16 protein-coding genes are annotated in these 17,222 nt (G+C 66.4%); 4 read left to right on the plus strand and 12 right to left on the minus strand.

The annotated features are described in order from the left end of the window. Positions 1–14: 14 nt before the first annotated feature. The 3 genes from WBP07_RS13805 to WBP07_RS13815 all read right to left on the minus strand — a co-directional run bounded on the left by WBP07_RS13805 (position 15) and on the right by WBP07_RS13815 (position 3,558). The gene (locus tag WBP07_RS13805; protein ID WP_395391856.1) at positions 15–941 is read right to left on the minus strand and encodes a Gfo/Idh/MocA family protein; all 927 of its coding nucleotides are present in this window, start codon (positions 939–941) and stop codon (positions 15–17) included. 3 nt (positions 942–944) lie between these two features. Then, positions 945–1,949 (minus strand): AraD1 family protein, encoded by a 1,005-nt coding sequence (araD1, locus tag WBP07_RS13810; protein ID WP_395391858.1) that lies wholly within the window; start codon positions 1,947–1,949, stop codon positions 945–947. 82 nt (positions 1,950–2,031) lie between these two features. Then, positions 2,032–3,558 carry an aldehyde dehydrogenase (NADP(+)) gene (locus WBP07_RS13815; protein ID WP_395391860.1) on the minus strand — a complete coding sequence of 509 codons (1,527 nt, stop codon included), beginning with the start codon at positions 3,556–3,558 and terminating at the stop codon, positions 2,032–2,034. A gap of 130 nt (positions 3,559–3,688) precedes the next feature. Between WBP07_RS13815 and WBP07_RS13820 the strand changes: the two genes are divergently transcribed. Then, positions 3,689–4,441 (plus strand): FadR/GntR family transcriptional regulator, encoded by a 753-nt coding sequence (locus WBP07_RS13820; RefSeq protein ID WP_395391862.1) that lies wholly within the window; start codon positions 3,689–3,691, stop codon positions 4,439–4,441. Between the two features lie 332 nt (positions 4,442–4,773). Here WBP07_RS13820 and WBP07_RS13825 read toward each other — a convergent pair whose 3' ends face one another. Beyond that, positions 4,774–6,096: a sugar MFS transporter gene (locus tag WBP07_RS13825; protein WP_395391864.1), complete on the minus strand. Its 1,323-nt coding sequence runs from the start codon at positions 6,094–6,096 to the stop codon at positions 4,774–4,776. 241 nt (positions 6,097–6,337) lie between these two features. Here WBP07_RS13825 and WBP07_RS13830 point away from each other — a divergent pair, with 241 nt between their 5' ends. From WBP07_RS13830 to WBP07_RS13840, 3 genes are all read left to right on the plus strand, one after another. Next, the gene (locus WBP07_RS13830) at positions 6,338–7,432 is read left to right on the plus strand and encodes an aldose epimerase family protein (protein ID WP_395391866.1); all 1,095 of its coding nucleotides are present in this window, start codon (positions 6,338–6,340) and stop codon (positions 7,430–7,432) included. Positions 7,433–7,452: 20 nt separating this feature from the next. Next, a complete protein-coding gene (locus tag WBP07_RS13835) occupies positions 7,453–9,249 on the plus strand; it encodes an IlvD/Edd family dehydratase (protein WP_395391868.1) in 1,797 nt (598 codons plus the stop codon). A gap of 198 nt (positions 9,250–9,447) precedes the next feature. Beyond that, a complete protein-coding gene (locus tag WBP07_RS13840; RefSeq protein ID WP_395391870.1) occupies positions 9,448–10,314 on the plus strand; it encodes an SMP-30/gluconolactonase/LRE family protein in 867 nt (288 codons plus the stop codon). A gap of 254 nt (positions 10,315–10,568) precedes the next feature. Here the strand turns inward: WBP07_RS13840 and WBP07_RS13845 are convergent, their stop codons facing one another. The 8 genes from WBP07_RS13845 to WBP07_RS13880 form a co-directional block, all read right to left on the minus strand. After that, positions 10,569–11,324 (minus strand): sigma-70 family RNA polymerase sigma factor, encoded by a 756-nt coding sequence (locus WBP07_RS13845; RefSeq protein ID WP_395391872.1) that lies wholly within the window; start codon positions 11,322–11,324, stop codon positions 10,569–10,571. Further along, positions 11,321–13,384, minus strand: a complete 2,064-nt coding sequence (locus tag WBP07_RS13850; RefSeq protein WP_395395796.1) for a flagellar biosynthesis protein FlhA — start codon at positions 13,382–13,384, stop codon at positions 11,321–11,323. The genes WBP07_RS13845 and WBP07_RS13850 overlap by 4 nt, the downstream gene beginning before the upstream one ends. Before the next feature lie 77 nt (positions 13,385–13,461). Continuing rightward, positions 13,462–14,358 (minus strand): lytic transglycosylase domain-containing protein, encoded by an 897-nt coding sequence (locus WBP07_RS13855; RefSeq protein WP_395391874.1) that lies wholly within the window; start codon positions 14,356–14,358, stop codon positions 13,462–13,464. Positions 14,359–14,565: 207 nt separating this feature from the next. After that, positions 14,566–14,919, minus strand: coding sequence for a flagellar protein FlgN (locus WBP07_RS13860; RefSeq protein WP_395391876.1), 354 nt, complete (start codon positions 14,917–14,919; stop codon positions 14,566–14,568). Continuing rightward, the gene (locus tag WBP07_RS13865) at positions 14,919–15,230 is read right to left on the minus strand and encodes a flagellar biosynthesis anti-sigma factor FlgM (protein WP_395391877.1); all 312 of its coding nucleotides are present in this window, start codon (positions 15,228–15,230) and stop codon (positions 14,919–14,921) included. The genes WBP07_RS13860 and WBP07_RS13865 overlap by 1 nt, the downstream gene beginning before the upstream one ends. Positions 15,231–15,382: 152 nt before the next feature. Then, entirely contained in the window at positions 15,383–15,880 is a 498-nt protein-coding gene (locus WBP07_RS13870) for a flagella basal body P-ring formation protein FlgA (protein ID WP_395391879.1), read from the minus strand. Next, positions 15,877–16,389 (minus strand): hypothetical protein, encoded by a 513-nt coding sequence (locus WBP07_RS13875; protein ID WP_395391881.1) that lies wholly within the window; start codon positions 16,387–16,389, stop codon positions 15,877–15,879. The genes WBP07_RS13870 and WBP07_RS13875 overlap by 4 nt, the downstream gene beginning before the upstream one ends. Continuing rightward, positions 16,386–17,165, minus strand: coding sequence for a MotA/TolQ/ExbB proton channel family protein (locus WBP07_RS13880; protein ID WP_395391883.1), 780 nt, complete (start codon positions 17,163–17,165; stop codon positions 16,386–16,388). The genes WBP07_RS13875 and WBP07_RS13880 overlap by 4 nt, the downstream gene beginning before the upstream one ends. Between the last annotated feature and the right edge of the window lie 57 nt (positions 17,166–17,222).

The following is a 17,222-nucleotide window of genomic DNA, read 5'->3' on the forward strand; positions in this document are numbered from 1 at the left end:
CTCTCCCGGAAATATCAGTCGTGGAATTCTTCGACGGCTTCGCGCTTACCGCGCAGGAATGCGTCGGCCACGAGGCGCAGCGGCGCGATGTCCACATCGCTGCGGCCGCCACGGATCAGATTGGCAAAGCGTGCGTAGAGGCCCGGATATTCCATGTCCTCGGCATGCTCGGTGCCGGTCGGCAGGGTGAGCACGGCGCCGCCGTTGGCCAGCTTCAGCGTGCCGGCGTCGGTTTCCACCACGATGTCCCACGACTGCGGGCCGGTCTGGCGCCAGTCGAGGTCCATGTGGATTTCGGCCCCGGCGGTATCGCGGAACTCGATATCGGCGGCGATCGGCGCGGCGCGGTTGGCCGGCAGGCTGAGCGTCGCTTCCTTCAGGAAGAACGGACGCGGCAGGATGTGCGTGGCGATGGAAAGGGCATTGATGCCCGGATCGAACACACCAAGGCCGCCCGGCTCCCAGATCCAGTCCTGGCCCGGATGCCAGACGCGCACGTCCTCACGCCAGATGATCTTGGCGCTGAGGATGGTACGCTCGGCCAGCCAGGCACGCGCCGGGGCGACGCCGGCGGCGTAGCGCGAGTGCCACGAGGCGAACAGGGTCGCCCCCACCTTCTCGGCGCGGCTTTCCAGCGCGGCCACTTCGGCCAGCGTGGCGCCCGGCGGCTTTTCGAGGAACACGTGCATGCCCTTCGACAGCGCCAGCGCGGCCAGATCGTAACGAACCTGCGGCGGAGTGCAGAGCGCCACGGCATCGATCGCCGGGCCGTTCTCGATCAGGTCTTCCAGGTTGCTGAAGTGCGGGATGCCTTCAGGGCCGCGATGATGCGGGCTGACGGTGGCACCCAGGCTGAAGTTCGGGTTGCCCTCGATCGCGGGGATGTGCTGGTCGCGGGCGATCTTGCCCACGCCAACGATGGCAATGCGGATCGGATCCATGGCTCAGAGCGCCTTCACGGTCGTCGTCGCCGCGGCCGGTGCGGCAGCGCGGGCGAGCGGGTTGGCCACCGGCAGCGTGAACGGCGCGGCCGAGATCTCGAACACGTCGCCTTCCTGCGTGGTCACACCGTCGCTGAACGAGAGCGTGGCGGTGCCGAAGAAGTGGACGTGCACGTCGCCCGAACGGCGGAACAGGTCGTACTTGAAGTGGTGGTGCTCAAGGTTCGCGAACGTGTGCGACATGTTCGCCTCGCCCGAGAGGAAGGGCTTTTCCCAGATCGTTTCGCCATTGCGCACGATCTTGCTGGTGCCTTCGATCTTCTCCGGCGGAGTGCCGAGCAGCAGTTCCGGGCCCAGTGCGGCCTGGCGCAGCTTCGAGTGGGCGAGCCAGAGGTAGTTGTGACGCTCGGTCACATGGTCCGAGAACTCATTGGCGAGCGCGAGGCCGAGGCGGTAGACGTTACCGTCTTCGCCGACGATGTAGATGCCGGCCAGTTCGGGCTCTTCGCCGCCGTCCTTGGCGAACGCAGGCATGGTCAGCGCCTCGCCGGGGCCGACGAGCAGCTGGCCGTCGCCCTTGTAGAACCATTCCGGCTGTTGGCCTTCGGTGCCCGCGGCGGGCTTGCCGCCTTCAAGGCCCTCAAGGAACATGCGCATGGAATCGGTAACGTGCTCACCCGAGGCGGCGGCGGCGTGCATCTTGTTGCGGCCTTCGGCCGAACCAAGGTGCGTCAGGCCGGTGCCGGTCATCAGCAGGTGGGCCGAATCGTCGTGGTCGATCGGGGCGAGCAGGTTGCCCGCCGCGAATTCGGCCGCGATGTCGACCGCTTCGCCCGCACCGCAAGCCTTGGCGGCATCGGCCAGCGTCACGCCTTCGGCAATGGCGCGCAGCGCGAGTTCGCGGGTGGTGGTGACGCCCTGAAGGAAGTGGGCGGCATCGCCATCGGCAAGGATGACGGAGCGCACGCCATCAGGCGCGCGATGCTGAAGCAGGCGAAGGTAGGTCATGGATCTCTCCCGGGGGGCTTCGTAGCCCGATCCGCGGCGCGCCTTCTTGGGGGAGCGCGCCGCGGGGATTGGGTTGGACTGATTAGAGGGTAAGCGTGCCGTCGATCAGGCGGGGGGCGCCGTCACCGAAGGCTGCGTCGCGCAGTTCTGCCGGAAGCAGGCCCTGGGCGAAGTTCTGGTAGCTGACCGGACGCAGGAAGCGGTCGATCGCCATGCTGCCGACCGACGTGGTGCGCGGGTCGGAGGTCGAGGGGAACGGGCCGCCGTGCACCATCGCATGGCACACTTCGACGCCGGTCGGCCAACCGTTGACGAGGATACGGCCGACCTTGCGCTCCAGCACCGGGAGCAGACGCGAAGCGGCGGCTTCGTCGGCGGCGTCCATGTGCAGGGTGGCGGTCAGCTGGCCTTCCAGGCCTTCCAGCAGGCTGGCGAGTTCGGCTTCGTCCTTGCAACGCACGACGATCGACGCAGCGCCGAACACTTCGTGGCCGATCGCCTTGTCGGCGAGGAACTGCGCGGCCGAGGTCTGGAACAGGATCGCACCGCCGGTGGTCTTGCTGCCCTCTTCGCCCTTGGCGATGGTCTCAACGCCGGCATTGCCTTCAAGCGCTTCGACGCCCTTCGCATAAGCGGCGGCGATGCCGGTGGTGAGCATGGTCTGCGGCTTGGCTTCCGACACACCGCCGGTGGCGGCAGCGACGAATGCGTCCAGGCCTTCACCTTCGACGGCCAGGATCAGGCCGGGGTTGGTGCAGAACTGGCCGGCGCCCATCGTCAGCGAACCGACGAAAGCAGTGCCGAGGGCTTCGCCGCGCGCCTTGAGCGCTTCAGGAAGCAGCACGACCGGGTTGATGCTCGACATTTCGGCATAGACCGGGATCGGCACTTCGCGGGCCTGCGCCAGCTTGGCGAGAGCGAGACCGCCACCGCGCGAACCGGTGAAGCCGACCGCCATGATGCGCGGATCCTGCACGAGCGCGGCGCCGAGTTCGTTCGACGGACCTACCAGGTGCTGGAACACGCCTTCGGGAAGGCCGGCGTCCTTGACCGCCTTGGCGATCGCGGCGGCAATCAGGCTGCCGGTGATCGGGTGGGCCGGGTGGCCCTTGACCACGACCGGGCAACCGGCGGCCAGCGCCGAAGCGGTGTCACCACCGGCGGTCGAGAAGGCGAGCGGGAAGTTCGATGCGCCGAACACGGCAACCGGGCCGACCGGGATCATGCGCAGGCGCAGGTCGGGACGGGGCAGCGGGGCGCGATCCGGCATGGCGGGATCGATGCGCAGCTGCTGCCACTGGCCCTTGCGGACGACGTCCGCGAACATGCGCAGCTGGCCCATGGTACGGCCACGCTCGCCTTCACCACGACCGCGCGGCAGACCGCTCTCAGCCATGTAGGCTTCGATCAGAGGCTCACCGATGGCGAGGATCTCGTCAGCGATTCGCTCCAGGAACGAAGCGCGGGTTTCACGGTCGGTAGCACGATAGGTATCGAAGGCTGCAGCGGCTGCGGCGCAGGCTGCGGCCACATCGGCAGTGCCGTTCACGGCCAGCGGTTCGCCCTGGGGCTCGCCGGTTTCGGCCACGATGGAACGGAATTCGGTCATTTGGGGTCTCCCTATTTACTCCGACATATTCCGAGCGCACAGGAAACGCAATGTTTGTCGTTCCTTCACGCTGAAAGGGCTGTTAGGTTCCTTTCGGGAGGTGCCAATAACAGTGTCAGAAGCCAATTTCGTGAACGATGAAGAAAGTGCAAGGCCGGCCGACGAGGCCCGGGGTCCGGGCCGCCGCCTGCACGGTGCAATCGCCCATAAACTGGGAACGGCAATCTTGTCCGGCAAATATGCGCCTGGAGACATTCTTTCTGGTGAAGTTGCTTTCGCCGAAGAGCTCCAGGTCTCGCGCAGTGCCTATCGGGAAGCCATTCAAGTGCTGACCGCGAAGGGTCTTGTGGCAAGCCGCCCCAAGGCCGGAACGCGCGTTCTGCCGCGCGATCGCTGGAACCTGCTGGACCCCGAAGTGCTCGGCTGGGCCTTCGCGGGGGAGCCGGACATAGAGTTCGTGCGAAGCCTGTTCGAACTGCGCGCCATCGTCGAACCCGCCGCCGCCCGCCTTGCCGCGCAGCGCCGTGACAAGAACGACCTGAAAACGATGAAGGATGCGCTGGCGGCCATGCGCCGGCACACCCTCACCACAGAGGCCGGTCGCGCAGCGGACCGCGATTTCCACAATGCGATTCTCCAGGCGACGCGCAACGACGCGCTGCTGGTGCTTAGCGCCTCGATCGGGGCGGCGGTGAACTGGACCACCCAGTTCAAGCAACGCGCCCGCGCCCTGCCCCGCAACCCGATCCCCGACCACGTGCGCGTCTACGACGCCATCGCGGCCGGTGACGCGGCAGGCGCGGCGGAGGCCATGAACGTGCTGGTCGATCTGGCGCTGGAGGATACGCGCAGCGCGATGGAACGATCGGCCGAGGGGGAATAAGTCTTCGGTCTGGCGGCCTGACACCTAACTGCCGCACGACCAGAGGCCCACGCGCCAATACCGAGACAGCCAAACAAATCCCGTCATCCCCGCGAAGGCGGGGATCCCGCTTGTTCCTTGATACCCAGCACTTCGCCTCAAGGAAGCGGGACCCCCGCCTTCGCGGGGGCGACGAGGTGTTTTAGGCTAAGCAAAGTGGGTTCGGTCGCGCGAAGCAGCTTCGGCGAGGCGGGACCGGATGAGGCAAGCCGGAGTGACGCTCCACCAACCCATAGAAAAAGGCCCCGGCGATCGCTCGCCGGGGCCTTTTCGTTATCGCTCGAAGCGTAAGGTTACTCGGCTGCAGCCGGCACCAGATCCGGCTCCGCATGCGTGGTCTTGCTGCCCCACAGCGCGTAGAACAGGATGTAGACTTCGCAAAGCGCGGTCAGCAGGAACGAGTTCTGCAGGCCGTAAGTATCGGCCAGCCAGCCCTGCACCACCACCAGCGCGCCACCGGCGATCGCCATCACGAGCAGACCCGAAGCTTCCTCGGTCAGCGGGCCTAGGCCCTTGATGCCGAGCGTGAAGATGGTCGGGAACATGATCGAGTGGAACAGGCCGACGAGGATCAGCGACCACATGGCAACCGGACCGTGCGCGAAGACGGTGATCATCATGACCGCGAACGCACCGACCGAGAAGAACGCCAGAACCTTGCCTGCGTCGAAACGCTGCATGATCGCGGAACCGGCAAAGCGACCGACCATCATGCCGCCCCACAGGAAGCTGAGGTAGTTACCGGCCTGCTCATGCGTCAGGTTGGCGATATCCGGCTGGCTGACGAAGTTCACGAAAAGGTTCGCAACGCCGATTTCCGCGATCAGGTAGATGAAGATCGCGGGAACGCCGAACACCAGGTTGCGGTGCTTGAACAGTTCCGAATTGATCAGGCCCGAACGCTTCGCCTTGTCGGCGGGCGAGGAAGACTTCATCGCCGGAAGCGGGAACTTGGCGATCACAACGGCCAGGATCACCAGCACCACGGCGACCAGCGCATAAGGCAGGATCACCGAATGCGCGTCGGCCATGCGCTCAGCCTCGGTCAGCACGGTGCCGGCGGCTGCCGTACCGCTCTTCGAACGGCCGAGAATCAGGTAGGCGCCGAACATCGGCGCAAGCATGGTGCCCGCCGAGTTGAGCGCCTGCACCAGATTGAGGCGCGAGGAAGCGGTTTCGGGCTTGCCGACGACGGCGACGTAGGGGTTCGCGGCGACCTGAAGCAGCGTGATGCCGCTGGCGATCACGAACAGCATAACCAGCGTAACGCCGTAGGACGGGATGCTGGCGGCCAGCATCATGCCCAGCGCGCCGGCCGCCATGATCAGGAGCCCGGTGACCAGCGACTTCTGGTAGCCGATCCGCTCAATCAGCTTTGCCGAAGGGATCGAGGCGAAGAAATAGGCGATGAACCACACCGATTCGATCAGCGTCGTCTGGGTGTAGGTCAGCGAAAACACGGCGCGCAGATGCGGCAGCAGCGTGTTGTTGATGACGGTGATGAAGCCCCACATGAAGAAAAGGCTGGCAAGCAGCGCCAGCGCGGGGCCGTAGCGGACGCCCGCCTGCGGCGCGTGCGCCACGGGGGCATCGGCAGATGATACCACTGGGGGCATGTCTATCCTCTCGTTACAGAACTGCCGGCCTGTGATTGTCCTATCTGGGGCAAACCGGCTTGCGCTCTTTCTATTTGTCGGACTATATGCGCAGAAGGTCTCCGTCAATGGCTTCTCGCGCCTGGCGAGGGCCATTCACATCGAGATTCGCACGCATACAGAAATCAAATTGGGAGCTAAGGGAATGGGGATTCTGCGCAAGGTATTTGTGACTTCTTCTGCGCTTTCTCTTGCCTGCGTAATGCCGGCTGTCGCTTTCGCCGCCGATGCCTCGCAAGCCCCTGCCGGGACGCTTTCGGACGGCAGCGCCGTCACCGCCGTGACACTGAAGGCCGGCAATGGCGTTTCCGCCACGATCCTCAGCTTCGGCGCCACGCTCTGGAAGCTGAACGCGCCCGATCGCGACGGCAAGGTGGCCGACGTGCTGCTGGGCTATGACGACATCGCCAGCTACGAAAAGCGCCCGAACTACTGGGGCGCCACCATCGGCCGCTATGGCAACCGCATCGCGAACGGCCAGTTCAGCCTGGACGGCAAGACTTTCCAGCTTCCCCAGAACGACCACGGCCAGTCGCTGCACGGCGGCGGCAAGGGCTGGGACGTGCAGAACTGGAAGGTCGAATCGGTCAAGTCCGGCCCCGTCGCCACGGCCGTCTTCACGCTCGTCAGCCCCGACGGCGATTCGGGCTATCCCGGCACGGTGAAGACCAAGGTGACCTACTCGCTGGACGAGAAGGGCAACCTGCAGATCGTCTTCGAGGCGACCACGGACAAGCCCACGGTCATCAACATGACCAACCACGCCATCTTCAACATGGCCGGCGAAGGTTCGCCCCGCGACGCGATCCAGGACCTGCTGACGATCCCGGCGGGCCACTACACCCCGGTGAACGACAAGCTGATCCCGACCGGCGAACTGCGCGACGTGACCGGCACCGTGTTCGATTTCCGCAAGGCGCGCGTCGTCGCCGAAGGTATCCGCGATGGCCGTGACGAACAGATCGTCATGGGCCGCGGCTACGACCACAACTTCGCGCTAGACAAGGGCGTGACGAAGACGCCGGAACTGGCCGCCCGCCTGGAAGACCCGGTTTCGGGCCGCGTGCTCGAACTGCTGACCACCGAACCCGGCGTGCAGTTCTATGCCGGCAACTTCCTGGACGGCACCTTCATCGGCAAGAACGGCCACCTTTACCGCATGGGTGACGGCATCGCACTGGAACCGCAGAAGTTCCCGGATTCGCCCAACCACCCGAACTTCCCCTCCACCCGCGTCGATCCCGGCAAGCCCTACAAGCATGTCATGATCTATCGCGTATCCACGGCCTCGCGCTGATAGAACGAAAAGACGCCCCCATGACCGACAAGACTGCACCGAAGCTGCGCTCGCGCGCGTGGTTCGATAATCCCGAAAACATCGACATGACCTCGCTCTATCTGGAGCGGTACCTGAACTTCGGCCTCAGCCTGGAAGAGCTTCGCTCGGGCAAGCCGATCATCGGTATCGCGCAGACCGGCAGCGACCTGTCGCCCTGCAACCGCCACCACCTGGTGCTGGCCGAGCGTATCCGCGAAGGCATCCGCGAAGCCGGCGGCATCGCCATCGAATTCCCGGTCCACCCGATCCAGGAAACCGGCAAGCGCCCGACCGCCGGTCTCGACCGCAACCTGGCCTACCTCGGCCTGGTCGAAGCGATCTACGGCTATCCGCTGGACGGCGTGGTGCTGACCACCGGCTGCGACAAGACCACCCCGGCGCTGCTGATGGCGGCGGCCACCGTGAACATCCCGGCGATCGCGCTTTCGGTCGGCCCGATGCTCAACGGCTGGCACAAGGGTGAGCGTACCGGTTCGGGCACGATCGTGTGGAAGGGCCGCCAGATGCTGGCGGCGGGCGAGATCGACGATGAGGGCTTCATCAAGCTCGTCGCGTCCTCGGCCCCCTCGACCGGCTACTGCAACACCATGGGCACGGCGACGACGATGAACTCGCTCGCCGAAGCCCTTGGCATGATGCTGCCCGGTTCGGCCGCGATCCCCGCGCCTTATCGTGACCGCCAGGAATGCGCATGGCGCACCGGCAAGCGCATCGTCGACATGGTGCACGAGGATCTGAAGCCCTCGGACATCCTGACGCTGGAAGCGTTCCACAACGCCATCGCCGTCAACGCCGCCATCGGCGGTTCGACCAACGCCCCGATCCACCTTGCCGCCATCGCCCGCCACATCGGCGTGGAACTGCCGCTGAAGGACTGGGAACGCATCGGCCACAAGATCCCGCTGCTGGTGAACCTGCAGCCTGCCGGTGAATACCTGGGCGAAGACTACTACCGCGCCGGCGGCGTGCCGGCCGTGGTCGCGCAGCTGATCAAGCAGGGCCTCATCCATGAGGGCGCGATGACCGTCAATGGCCAGACCATGGGCGACAACTGCCGCGATGCCACGATCGAGGACGAGCGCGTCATCAAGACCTTCGACCAGCCGCTGGTCGAGGAAGCGGGCTTCCTGGTCCTGTCGGGCAACCTGTTCGACGCCGCGATCATGAAGACCAGCGTGATCTCCAAGGAGTTCCGCGACCGCTACCTGTCGAACCCGGCAGATCCGGATGCCTTCGAAGGCCCGGCCGTGGTGTTCGACGGTCCCGAGGACTATCACCACCGCATCGACGATCCGGCCACCGGCATCACGCCCGACACCCTGATGTTCATGCGCGGCGCCGGCCCGATCGGCTATCCGGGCGCGGCGGAAGTCGTGAACATGCGTCCGCCGGCCTACCTGATCACCGAAGGCGTCACCGCGCTTCCGTGCATCGGCGACGGCCGCCAGTCCGGCACTTCGGGCAGCCCCTCGATCCTCAACGCCAGCCCCGAAGCGGCGGCGATGGGCGGTCTGGCCCTGCTGGAAACCGGCGACCGCGTGCGCATGGATCTGAAGAAGGGCGTGGTGAACGTCCTCGTTTCCGACGAAGTACTCGCTGAGCGTCGTGCGGCTCTGGAAGCCAAGGGTGGCTATGCCTACCCGGCTTCGCAGACCCCGTGGCAGGAAATCCAGCGCTCGGTCGTCGGCCAGATGGACACCGGCGCGATCCTCGAAGGCGCCGAGAAGTACCAGCGCATCGCCCAGACCAAGGGCCTTCCGCGCGACAACCACTAAGCCTTGTTCCGGGCCGAAGCCTCTGCTTCGGCCCGGACACTGCACCGAATTGCCCGGATTTCCGGGCGGGTCCCGGCCCACTCTCCCACTGGTCCTGCCACCGAGTCTGCATAAGGCAGGGGGCTGGTGGAAGAGTGGGCCGGAACCGTATCTGCCCCACAATTCACATCAGCAAACCGACGATTTGGGAGACTTGGGATGACACTCTGGCGCAAGATCGATCGCGACGTCCGCGATACGCTGGGCGAAGGCGCGCTGTGGTCCGCGCGTGACAACGCGTTCTACTGGGTGGACATCCTGGCCCCCGCGCTCAACCGCCTGAGCCTATCCGACAACACCGTCACCCGCTGGGACATGCCCGCCCGCCTCGGCTGGGTCGCTCCGCGTGCGGAAGGCGGATTGATCGGCGGTTTCCAGGACGGCGTCGCCAATATCACGCTCGATCCGCTGACGATTTCCGATCGCAACGATCCCGAACCGCACCTGCCCGGCAACCGCATGAACGACGGCAAGGCCGACCGCCACGGCGCGATCTGGTGCGGCACCCTGGAAATGGCGGAAGAGAACGCAATCGGCACGCTCTACCGCCTCTCGCCCAGCGGCGACTGGCAGGTGATCGATTCCGGCTACATCGTGCCCAACGGCCCGGCCTTCTCGCCCTGCGGCCAGTGGCTCTACCACACAGATTCGGCGCTGCGCACGATCTACCGCTTCAAGCTGGACGAGAACGGCGCCCCGCACAGCGAACATGAGCGCGAGGAATTCATCCGCTTCTCAGAAGAGGACGGCTATCCGGACGGCATGACCACCGATGCCGAGGGTTTCCTGTGGGTCGCCCACTGGGACGGTGGCAAGATCACCCGCTTCGCCCCCGACGGCACGCGGGAGCGTTCGATCGAACTGCCCGCCAAGCGCATCACCAACATCGCCTTCGCCGGCGAGAACCTCGACCGCATGTTCGTGACTTCGGCGTCGAAAGGCCTGCCGGAATCGGAATTCGACGGCGCGCTGTTCGAAGTGGAATCGGGTGTGACCGGCAATCCGGCGGGCGTTTATCTGGGCTGATATCTGCGCTGAGGTTTGGGGCGCTCTGCCGCCCCAAACCAACATGCCTTTTAGAAAACGGACCTAACCCAACAAACCCCGTCGTCCCCGCGCAGGCGGGGTCCCCGCTTGTTCTTGCGGCGTGGCGAAAGGGAAGCGGGGCCCCCGCCTGCGCGGGGGCGACGAGAAGTTGGCGGTTAGGGCGTGCACCTCCCGCCCCCCATCCTTCGTCATTGCGAGCGTAGCGAAGCAATCCAGCGGCGCGAGACGCCCCCTCACACAATATCCGCCACGCCCTCCAAACTCTCCCGCAACTTGCCCAAGGCCTGCGCCTTCAACTGATGCACGCGCGGGATCGAGACTTGCAGCACTTGCGCGATCTCGGCCAGATTCAGCTCCTCCACGAAGTAGAGCTGCACCACCAGCATCAGTCGCTCCGGCAGTTCGGCGATCGCGCTGACGACCGCGCCGCGCAGTTCCTCGTCCGCCAACAGTTCCAGACTGTCCGGCCGGTCATCCGCAAAGGCCATGCTCTGGTCCGAATAGGTCTCGTCGATCGAATCGAAGCGCAATGGTTGGCTGGAATCGCGAAGGCCGGCCAGTTCCGCCTCGTCGATCCCCATCGCCTCTGCCAATTCATGGGCATGAGGTTCGCGGCCGAGGGTGCCGCGCAAGTCGCGCTCCTTCTCCGCCAGTTGCCGCCGCCGCTCGTTGGCCCCGCGTGACATCGGCACGGTGCGGCGGATCAGGTCCACCATCGCCCCGCGCACGCGCATCTTGGCATAGGCGGCAAAACCATCCTCGCCCGGCCCTTGGTGCTTCTGCGCGCATTCGGTAAGCGCGACGAGGCCCGCTTGCATAAGGTCTTCCACCTCGATCCCCGGCCGGCCGGAGCCCTGCACATGCCAGGCGAGGCGCCGGACCATCGGGAGGAAGCGACGCACCCGGTCGGCAACGTCGCCCTGATAGGCCCCGGCCACGCGGGCGCCATAGGCTCCAAGAACGCTGAAGCCTCTTTGATCCTGTTTCATGCAGCCATGCTTTCAGCTTGGTCGTTATCGAAATCGGGATGCGGCAGGCCCGGAGCGGCAACCGGCGCGCCGACGACATCGATCACCTCGATCGGCTGGGTCGGCGGCAGTTCGGCGATGGAAAGCACCAGGCAGCCTGGCGCGCGCAGCCGCAGCAGCGCCGCCAAGGCCCGCCGCGCGCGGGGCTGGACCACAAGGGCCAGCGGCGTCGCCCCGGTGCCGCGCGCCGCGATCAGCGCGGCAATCCGCTCCCCGATCATGCGCGCAAGGTCGGGCTCGATCACCGGTTGCCCGGTGCTCGGATCCTGCATGCCCTGGATGATCGCGGATTCGAGCCCGGCGTCGAGCGTCAGCACCGGCAGCCGCTCGCTTGGCGGGCAGACGCGGCCGACGATCAATGCGCCCAGATCGGCGCGCACCAGATCGACCAGCCGGTCATGCTCCACCGTCTGCTGAAGCGCGCGGCCAAGGCTGGCAAAAATCGGCAGCGGATGGGCAATGGGAATGCCATCCTCCAGCAATGCGCGCAGCAGGCGGGTCAACGCGGCGAGCGAGAGCGGCTGCGGATGCACCGTCTCCACCAGACCTGCCGAATGGACCTTCAGTGAATCGACCAGCGCCTTCACCTCGTCCGGCCCCAGCAGATCCTGCGGGCGTTCGGACAATAGCTGGTTGAGGTGCGTGGCGATCACCGTGCCGGCATCCACCGTCAGGAAACCCTCGGCGATGGCGTGATCGCGCGAGGCTGGGTCGATCCACAGCGCCGGGCAGCCGAAGCTGGGATCGTGCGTCGCCTCTCCGCGTAGGGTGTGGCCGGGCCGCGCCTCTCCGGCGTCTATGGCCAGCACGCGGTCGGCGCGGATCACGGCACCGCCGAGATTCACGCCGCCCAAGGTCACGCGGTACTCGTGCGGCGGCATGTCCAGCGCGTCGCGCACGCGGAACTGCGGGATGATGAAGCCGAAGGCCTGGCTCAACTGCTTGCGCACGCCGGTAACACGGCTGACCAGCGGCGATCCGCGCCGTTCGTCCACCAGTTGCACAAGGCCATAGCCCAGCTCGATGGTGACCAGCGTGTGGTCGGACACATCCTCAAGATCGATGCGCGACGGGTCGGCGGCGGGCGGCGCTTCCATCACCGGCTCGGCCGCCAGTGCCTGCCGCTGGCGCATCCTGTGCCAGATCCAAAAGGCCAAGCCGGCCGCCGGCAGAAACACCGTCTGCGGCATCGCCGGGATCATGCCGATGGCGCCCAGCACCACGCCCACCGGCAGCCATGTGGCGGGCGAGGCGAACTGGCCGCCGATCTGGGCGGCAAGGTCGCGCCCCTCACCCAGCCGGTCGTCGGACACGCGGGTGACGATCACGGCGGCGGCGATCGAGAGCAGCAGCGCCGGAACTTGCGCCACCAGCGCGTCACCGATGGCCAGCGTGATGTAGGTCTGCGCCGCCTCGCTGGCCGAAAGCCCGTGGCTGATCATGCCCAGGCAGAACCCGGCGACGATGTTGACGCCCAAGATCAGCAGCGCCGCGATGGCATCGCCCTTCACGAACTTGGAAGAACCGTCCATCGATCCGTAGAAATCGGCCTCGGTCGCCACTTCGCGGCGGCGGGCGCGCGCTTCGTCGGCGGTCATCAGCCCGGCGGCAAGATCGGCGTCGATCGCCATCTGCTTGCCGGGCAAGGCATCCAGCGTGAAGCGCGCGGACACTTCCGAAACGCGCCCGGCGCCCTTGGTCACCACCACAAGGTTGATGATGATCAGGATCAGGAAGACGAAGATGCCGACCGCGAAGTTGCCGCCGATCAGGAAGCGCCCGAAGCTTTCGATCACCTTGCCCGCCGCCGCCTCGCCCTCATGCCCGTGGACGAGCACGACGCGGGTGGAAGCGACATTGAGGGCAAGGCGCAGCAGCGTGGCGAACAGCAGGACCGAGGGGAACGAGGAGAAGTCCAGCGGCCGCTGCGCGTTCATCGCGGCCATCAGCACTGCCAGCGAGAGCGCAATGTTCAGCACGAACGACACGTCCAGCACGAAGGCCGGCACCGGCACGATCATCAGCACGATAAGCGTCAGGATACCTGCGGGCAGCGCCGCTGCCGCCGGATTGCCGAAGCGGGTGAGGAGGTTCCGGTTCACAATCCAAGCCCCGCAAGACGGGCATAAGCAGCGCGCACATTGGCGGGCGCGGCAGTACCAGTGGTGTTGAACATGCTTTGCAGCGCCTCAGCCATGGTGCCGCCGCCGCCCGATTGGGCGGCTTGCGGCGCGTCCCCGGCGCGGCGGTGAAATGCACGCGCGACCGGGCCCATCGGCATCTCGGGCTGCTGGGCCACCGACTCATAGGCGATGCGCGGGCTGGCCGAACTGGCCAGCATGTCGATCGACGGCAGACCGTCGGCCCCGCCCATCGCCGTGGAGACTTTGCCGCGCATCAGCGACATCACGTCGCCAAGGCTGCGCGCGCCGCCGCCCGAATAGAAGATCGTGGGATTGGCCGCCGCCGCGCGCGGCAGGATCGACGCGGCACTTTGCGAAGGGTCGGCGGAGAGCGCCGAAAGGAACTGGTTCGCCCCGCCCACGCCCAGAAAGTGCGCCAGATAAAGCTCGGTCGCGTCGGGTTCCCGGCCCAATTGCGCGGTCAGCCCGGCCTTGTTGTCGCTGGCGAGTTCGGCGGCCATCATGGCCGAGGCATCGGCGTCGTAGCGCAAGCCCATGACTTGCGCGCGCATGCCGGGGTCGGTCATCTGCCCGCCGGCGATCGCCTGCTGAACCCAGGCCATGCCGTGGTCCGCCGCGTGGCGGCCCAAGGTCTGCAACCAGGTTCCATCGGTAAACTGGAAAAGGCCGGTGGCGCTGGAGGTTGAAGCGCGCGCGGTGGGGTCCAGGCTCGATTCAAGCTTAGCCTGCGCCAGCAGGTAGCGGAAATCCACCCCCGTCGCCTGCGCGGCGCGGGCGATGGCGCCCTGCACCCTTACCGCCGTATTCGTCGCGCCCGCGCCGCTGGCGCCCGCAACTTGTCCTTCGCTCAAGACTTCGCTCCCGATCCGGATCGTTTCGGGAGATCTTCAGCAAGAGCCGTGCCAGACGCCGTGCGCCTCGATGGGAAAACCGCACCGCGCGAGGAGGCAGAAACGACAAAGCAATCCAGGGCGGCACGAACCGCCCTGGATTGCTTCGTTACGCTCGCAATGACGATGGAATTGTAGCGTGAGAACCTCGGCAAAGACCGGTTGGTTTTACCTCCGGCCCGCCGCCAGGGCGTAATTCGTGCCGGCCCGGTAGAGCCGCGAAGTACCGGTCAGAACGTCCAGGCGCTTGGCGACATTGGCGGCGATGATGTTGCGAACCTGACGATTCACTTCATTCAGCCGCTTCGCCGTCTCGACCATGCCGCGGCATTCGTCGTCCAGATCGTCGATCGTCGCGCCTTCCAGCGCGCCGCAGAGATGATCCTTGGCCAGCGTGCTGCACACGATCGCGTCGAGGTCCAGACCGGCAAGGGCCTGCCGCTCGCTTTCCAGAACGGCAAGCATTTGCCGCAGGGTTTCGTGCAATTCGCTACCGCTGCCGGCCGGATTCGTTTGCGTCATTACTCGTGGCTCCTGAGCAGCATGCCCGCCGCAATGATGGCGTCCGCGATCTGGGTCGGGATCACCGGGTACGTGCCGTTCTCCACCGCCTTGCGGATCAGGGCCACGCGGTCGCTGTCGACCGGAACCTGGCCGGGATCGAGCGCCGCAGAGGCTTCGACAGCCGTGCTGGCAGGGGCCGCGGTGGACCGCGCCTCGCTCGATTCCGCGCTGACGGTAACACCGTTGGCGCCGGACAAGGTTTCACCGCCTGCCGTGCGGGCAGGCCGTGCACTGACCGCGCTGGTCGCTCCCACTTCGATAGGTGGCATTGTGCCGCTCCTTCCTAAAATCGTGCCCATCGGGCTCAAGTCTTGCCCTTCAGGACGGTGCGGCGCGGAAAGTTTTAAGGATCGCGGCGAGATTCTGCTCGGGATTTTGCCGGAAGTTGGAGGAATCCCGCAAAATCAGCGGCGAAGAAGGGTTAAGGCAGCGGGACGGCAACAGTGCCGGGGCTGACGATCTGCGCGCGCAACTCCTGCGTGCGGTTCGTGGGGCCCGCGCCGGACAATGGGCGCACGCGAATCCAGTCTCCTTCCGCCCCGCCTTCCAGCGCCATGCCGGGCTGGGTTACCGTGAACCCCTCCCCCGCGACCGAGATGGCCACGGCATCGCCGCGCTTCACCACTTGCTCGACCGGGGCCTGCGCCATGGTGGCCGGGCGGCGCACCGGCACGAACAGCCGCCAGCCGCCCGGATCGCCGCATTGGACGACCACGCTGTCCTGCCCATTGCCACGCCAGGAAAGCGCCAGCCCGCTGCGGCACGGGGCCAGCCGCAGCCTGCGATCGACCGGGGTAAGCGCCCCGCCGATCTCCCCCACCGGCGCGCCGGTGAAGGCGGCCACCTGCCGGTCGATCGCATCGAGATCGGCAAACGGGCTGGAGGCAGAGGCACTGAGGATAAGCAGGGCAGGAATCATTGCGGCATATGTCCGTGGCTGAGTGCTTGCCCGGATGGACGCAAGCTTCGTGCCACGCTTTCGTTAGTCGTAGGGGGGAGCGGCGCATCGAACGCCAGTTCGGCACGCGGCGGCCGCGCGCCGGGCTCGACGACGATCCTTGGTCCGCCCAGGTCGGGAACGCCGGCCTTGGCCTCCCGCAGCATTCGCGCGGCCGTTTCCAGCGCCTGCGCCTCCGCGCCGGGGGCATAGGCGACGGTGATGGTCAGTTGCTGGCGCGGGTCGCGCGGCTGCTGGCTGAGCCAGCGCGCCAGCGGCGGCGCGTCGGGCGCGGCGATATAGACCGCCATCGCCTCGCCCCGAACCGACGGGCCAGCCGATGGTTGAACGGGCGCCGGCGTTTCGGCCTGACGCGCAAGTTGGTGCTTCGCCGGCGGCCGGTGAGTCACTGCCGCCGTGGTGATCATGAACAGGATCAGCGAAAGATCGGCCAGCGAGGTCTGCCAGCTGACGGCAGTGCGGGCGCTCACCAATTGCCTCCCCGGCCCCAGTCCTCGCTCTCGTCCAGAACCGTATCGGCCGGGTCGTGCTGCGCGGCGTCGGTGCGCCGGGCATCGACATGATCCGGCGCCCCATGATCGTCATCGCGCGGGATCGCCATGCGCCGCGGCTTGAGGTCGGACGGCAGGGCATCGACCACTTGCCCCGCCAGCCAGTCGATCACTTTCTGGCGCTCCGCCTCCTCATCCGACGCGCGGCGCGCCACTACGCGGGCGAGCGGCGCGAAGACCAGATTGCCCAGCAGCAAGCCGTAAAGCGTGGTCAGCACCGCCAGCGAGATCACGCGGGTGAAATCGTCCATCGCCGCATCGCCCCCCGGCATCTGCGCCAGCGAGATCAACGTTCCGGCGAGGCCAAACACCGGGGAAAGGTCCGCCGCCTGATGCAGCGTGCGCACTTCGCGCGCGGTCAGTTCCCCGCGCCGCTGCTTGTGCGCGCTATGGGCGATGTTCAGGGCATCCAGCGATCGGCTGGCGATGAACAGGCCGGTCGCCTCGTCGAATTCGGGATCGCCCGAATTGAACGGCTGGGCACGGATCACTCCGTCCCGCTGCATCTCCTGGATGTGGACGGCCAGCGCCGTCTTCGCGCGCGCCGCGCGGAAGCGGGGGCGCATCAACTCGCGCACAGAGGCGCCGGCAAGCCGGCTATCGGCAAAGCCACAACGCAGCATCGTCCCCAGCAGGGTGCCGCCAACGACGATGACGGCGCTGGTGCCGTCGAACAGGGTACGCGGATCGATCACGCGGTCCTTCTCCTTTTTCAGGACAAGAACGGCGGATCGCCCAGGCTTTCAGGCGGA

Source organism: Novosphingobium oxfordense (assembly GCF_044029435.1).
Taxonomy (GTDB): Bacteria; Pseudomonadota; Alphaproteobacteria; order Sphingomonadales; family Sphingomonadaceae; genus Novosphingobium.